This is a genomic window from Nocardioides sp., assembly GCF_050699375.1.
Taxonomy (GTDB): domain Bacteria; phylum Actinomycetota; class Actinomycetes; order Propionibacteriales; family Nocardioidaceae; genus Nocardioides.
Genome location: NZ_JBOHDN010000021.1, coordinates 1 through 4233, shown reverse-complemented (window position 1 = coordinate 4233; position 4233 = coordinate 1). Strand labels below are relative to the sequence as shown.

Genomic DNA, 4233 nt, shown 5'->3' with positions numbered 1-4233 from the left:
TCGACCAGCCCACCGGCGTACGCGGACGCCTTCTCCTTGAACGGAGCGAGCTTGTCCCAGGGGAAGTCAGGCAGCCGCTGCGAGACCGGGATCGAGGCCGGCATCATTCCTGGTTCTGCGGGGGCAGCGCAGCGATGATCGGGTGGTCCTTGTCGATCTCACCCATGCGAGCGGCACCACCGGGCGAACCGAGGTCGTCGAAGAACTTGACGTTGGCGTCGTAGTACTCCTTCCACTCCTCGGGGGTGTCGTCCTCGTAGAAGATCGCCTCGGGCGGGCACACCGGCTCGCAGGCGCCGCAGTCGACACACTCGTCGGGGTGGATGTAGAGCATCCGCTTGCCCTCGTAGATGCAGTCCACGGGACATTCGTCGACGCAAGCCTTGTCCTTCACGTCAACACAGGGCTGGGCGATGACGTACGTCATTCGGGCTCCTCCAAGCGGGGTATCTCTAAAGTCAGAGGGGCGCAGCTGGCCCTTCAGGGAACAGCCTAGTATCCCCACGTGCCTGCTCACCTCCTGGGACCACATGTCGTCGGCCAGCGGATCGTCATCCGACGGCTCGTGCCCGGCGAGACCGGTGCGACCGGCGGCCCCGCCTTCACCGACATCCTCGGGGTCTGTACGTCCTGGGCCGACGGCACCGCCGTCATCGAGCGCGAGTCCGGGGAGCGGGTGAGCGTGCCCGTCGCCGAGATCGTGTCCGGCAAGCCGGTGCCGCCGCGGCCCAACGTACGTCTGCGGATCGGCGTGCGCGAGGCCGAGCTGCTCAGCGCCGCGATCTTCCCCGGCACCACCTCGGAGCCGTTGGGCGAGTGGGTGCTCTTCGACCACGAGGTCTCGGTCCGCCGGCGGCCCAACTCGGCGCTGGCGATCGGCGATCCGGGGGTCGAGCTGGATCAGGCGATCGACCGCGTCGAGACGTTCTATCGCGGCCTGCACAAGCGGCCCCGGGCCAAGGTCGAGACTGGCTCCGCGGTCGAGGAGGCGCTGGTCTCGCGCGGCTGGGTCGAGGACGTAACCGTCGAGTTCCGGCTCGCCGGGATCGCGGCAACCCGGCGTCTCCTGCCTCCGCCCGTCGAGGACGCCGAGGTCGGGGCCGACGGCGGGCAGGTGCTGATCAAACTCGATGACACCACGCGGATCATGGGCACGATCGAGCGTGACTGGCTGGCCATCCACGACCTCGAGGTCGCCGAGCCGCACCGTCGCAAGGGTCTGGCCACGAAGGCGCTGGCCACTCTGTTGGAGTGGGGTGCCGAGAAGGGCGCCCGCGCGGCCTGGCTGCACGTGGAGACGACCAACGATGCCGGGCTCGCGCTCTATGAGGGCCTCGGCTTCGCCGAGCACCATCGCTGTCGCTACTACGCGTCGCCCACGCCCTAACTGGTTGACCAACCGGGTTGACCAACCTGGTTGACCAACCTAACCTGGGAGCATGGATGCAGAGCATGTCGTGAAGGTTCAGGAGGCGAAGACACACTTGTCGAGCCTGCTGACCGAGGTGGAGGCGGGCGGGCAGGTCGTCATCGCCAGGGGCGACCATCCCATCGCACGGTTGGTGCCGGTGGAGCAGCCCTCCCGGCGCATCCTCGGCGGCCTGCGGGTGACCTTGCCCGATGAGTTCTTCGACCCCCTCCCCGACGACCAGGTCGCCGTCTGGGAGGGCTCTCTCGATGAAGATCTATGAGCGGGTTCTGCTCGACACCCAGGCGTACGTCTGGTTGGTGAGCGACCCCGACCGCCTCAGCACTACTGCGCGTGAGGTGGTCGTCGACATCGACACCGAGGTCTACGTCTCGGCCGCGAGCCTCTGGGAGATCTCGACCAAGACCCACATGGGCAAGTTCCCCGGCGGCGGCACCCTTGTCGCCACTTTCGAGGACCGCACGCGCCTTCATGTGCTGGAGCGGCTACCCATGGACTTCAGCCACGCACGCCTCGCCGGCGAGCTCGACTGGGACCACCGCGACCCCTTCGACCGCATGCTCGCGGCCCAGAGCATGCTCGAGAACCTTCCGTTGGTCACCGGGGACGCCAGGCTCAGGGCGTACGACTCCATCCACACCGTCTGGTGAGCCTTTCGGCCTATCCCGACAGCAGGTCCCACAGGTTCCCGAAGGGGTCGCGGAAGACCTGAAGGTTTCCGTACGTCTCCTTCCGCACGGGCCCGACGAGCTCGATCCCGGCAGCGGCCAGCTTCTCGTACGTCGCCTCGAAGTCGTCGGCTCGTAGGAAGAACGCCACGCGTCCGCCGGTCTGGTCGCCGACCCGTTCCGTCTGCGCCGGGCCGTCGGCCCGGGCGAGCAGGAAGCCCGTGCCGCCGCCTGGCGGACGTACGACCACCCACCGCTTCGGGCGGCCGTCGTTCGTCGTCGCGGGCGCGTCCTCGGTGACCTCGAAGCCGAGCAGGTCGCGGAAGAACGCCACCGCCTCGTCGTAGTCGGGCACGACGAGGGTGACCAGATCCAGGTGCATGGGTGAACGGTAAACCGATGGCAGCGGGCCCGGGCGACATCTACGATCGGTCACGGCACCGCTGAGGAGTGACGATCCTCGGCTCTCAGGGGCAGGCGGTGCCCGCGCGTACGGCGGATCGACGAGAGGCTGATGACAGATCAGCGAAGGTGTGGTGGCACCGCGACCTAGCCCCCGCCCACACCTCCAGGGCCTCGCTCCCTGGAGGAAAAGATGAAACAGATAGACCGTACGCTCGCCGGCCCGCTCTCCGCTGCCACACCGGGCACCACCGTCCGACTATGCGGACACGTGCACCGACGTCGCGAGCTCGCCGCCGTGACCTTTCTCGTGGTGCGTGACCGCAGCGGCCTCGCGCAGGTGGTGGTCAGGCCCGCCGACGGACAGGTGGTGCCGCCCGAGGAGACGCCGGTCGAGGTGGTCGGCATCGCCACGGCCAACCCGCAGGCACCGGGCGGGGTCGAGGTCACCTCTCCGGTGGTCACCGCGCTCTCCGAGCCGGCGCTCACCCCGCCGGTCGAGCTATGGCGGCCGTCGCTGGCGGCTGGGCTGCCTACGCTGCTCGACCATGCGCCGGTGACCTGGCGCCATCCGGCGGTCCGGGCGCGGTGGGAGCTGGCCGCGGCGTCGCTGCGCGGCTTCCGCGGCACTCTGGACTCCGCCGGGTTCACCGAGGTCCACTCGCCCAAGATCGTGGAGTCGGTGACCGAGTCGGGGGCGAACGTATTCTCGATCGACTACTTCGGGCGGCCCGCCTATCTCGCCCAGTCCCCGCAGTTCTACAAGCAGCAGCTGGTCGGGGTCTTCGAGCGGGTCTACGAGGTCGGGCCCGTCTTCCGCGCCGAGCCGCACGACACCGTGCGGCACCTCGCCGAGTATGTGAGCCTCGACGTCGAGCTCGGCTTCATCCGCGACCATCGCGACGTACTCACCGTCCTTCGCGAGGTGATCGCCGGCATGGTCGAAGGAGTCACGACGTACGCCGCGGAAGCCGTCGAACGTCTGGGGGTCGAGATCCCCGTGGTGCCGCAGGAGATCCCGGTCATCCACTTTTCCGAGGCACTGAGGCTCGTCGGCGCGCCCCACGACGAGCCCGACCTCGCGCCCGAGCACGAGCGGATGCTTGGCGCGTGGGCGCGGGACACGCACGGTTCCGACCTTCTCGCCGTCGAGGGTTATCCGATGCGGAAACGTCCCTTCTACACCCACCCCGAGCCCGGCGACGAGCGCTGGAGCAACAGCTTCGACCTGCTCTTCCGAGGCCTCGAGCTCGTCACCGGCGGCCAGCGCCTGCACCGGCTCACCGACTACGAGGCAGCCATCAGCGCCCGGGGTGAGTCGCCGGCGGCGTACGCGTCCTATCTTCAGGCCTTCGCCCACGGCATGCCGCCGCACGGTGGCTTCGCGCTCGGGCTGGAACGGTGGGTCGCGAGGTTGGTGGGGGTAGCCAACGTCCGTGAGGCCACGCTGTTTCCGCGGGATCTGCATCGGCTCGCGCCTTAGCCTCGCCAGCCGGTGGTCGAGCTTGTCGAGACCACCCCCGGCCTCCGGTGGTCGAGCCTGTCAAGACCCCCTCGGCCCCGGTGGTCGAGCTCGTCGAGACCTCCCTGCCGGAAGGTCTCCTCTTGTCTTGGTGTGGGCCGCCGACCCTTTCCTGGAGGGTCTTCTCGACGGACCCCGGAGTAAAGGACGGCCTACGGCCGCCGGCTACGCCGGCCGCTTCGCGGTCCTTGACACCGGGATCAGTCGAGAAA

The 4233-nt window shown here is 68.7% G+C and carries 6 protein-coding genes; 4 read left to right on the top strand and 2 right to left on the bottom strand.

Annotated features, from left to right (window positions below; all coding sequences use genetic code 11):
* Positions 1 to 103: 103 nt before the first annotated feature.
* Positions 104 to 427, bottom strand: coding sequence for a ferredoxin (fdxA, locus tag ACRDPS_RS00950; protein ID WP_431499741.1), 324 nt, complete (start codon positions 425 to 427; stop codon positions 104 to 106).
* Positions 428 to 505: 78 nt separating this feature from the next.
* On the opposite strand from fdxA, the gene ACRDPS_RS00945 reads away from it, so the two are divergent.
* The 3 genes from ACRDPS_RS00945 to ACRDPS_RS00935 are packed head-to-tail and all read left to right on the top strand — an operon-like array spanning position 506 to position 2079.
* Positions 506 to 1387, top strand: coding sequence for a GNAT family N-acetyltransferase (locus tag ACRDPS_RS00945; RefSeq protein ID WP_431499740.1), 882 nt, complete (start codon positions 506 to 508; stop codon positions 1385 to 1387).
* 52 nt (positions 1388 to 1439) lie between these two features.
* Positions 1440 to 1691 carry a type II toxin-antitoxin system Phd/YefM family antitoxin gene (locus ACRDPS_RS00940; RefSeq protein WP_431499739.1) on the top strand — a complete coding sequence of 84 codons (252 nt, stop codon included), beginning with the start codon at positions 1440 to 1442 and terminating at the stop codon, positions 1689 to 1691.
* Positions 1678 to 2079, top strand: a complete 402-nt coding sequence (locus tag ACRDPS_RS00935) for a type II toxin-antitoxin system VapC family toxin (RefSeq protein WP_431499738.1) — start codon at positions 1678 to 1680, stop codon at positions 2077 to 2079. Before ACRDPS_RS00940 ends, ACRDPS_RS00935 begins: the two co-directional genes overlap by 14 nt.
* Positions 2080 to 2089: 10 nt before the next feature.
* Here the strand turns inward: ACRDPS_RS00935 and ACRDPS_RS00930 are convergent, their stop codons facing one another.
* Entirely contained in the window at positions 2090 to 2479 is a 390-nt protein-coding gene (locus ACRDPS_RS00930) for a VOC family protein (protein ID WP_431499737.1), read from the bottom strand.
* Between the two features lie 213 nt (positions 2480 to 2692).
* On the opposite strand from ACRDPS_RS00930, the gene aspS reads away from it, so the two are divergent.
* Positions 2693 to 3982, top strand: a complete 1290-nt coding sequence (aspS, locus tag ACRDPS_RS00925; protein WP_431499736.1) for an aspartate--tRNA(Asn) ligase — start codon at positions 2693 to 2695, stop codon at positions 3980 to 3982.
* The last annotated feature ends 251 nt before the right edge of the window (positions 3983 to 4233 follow it).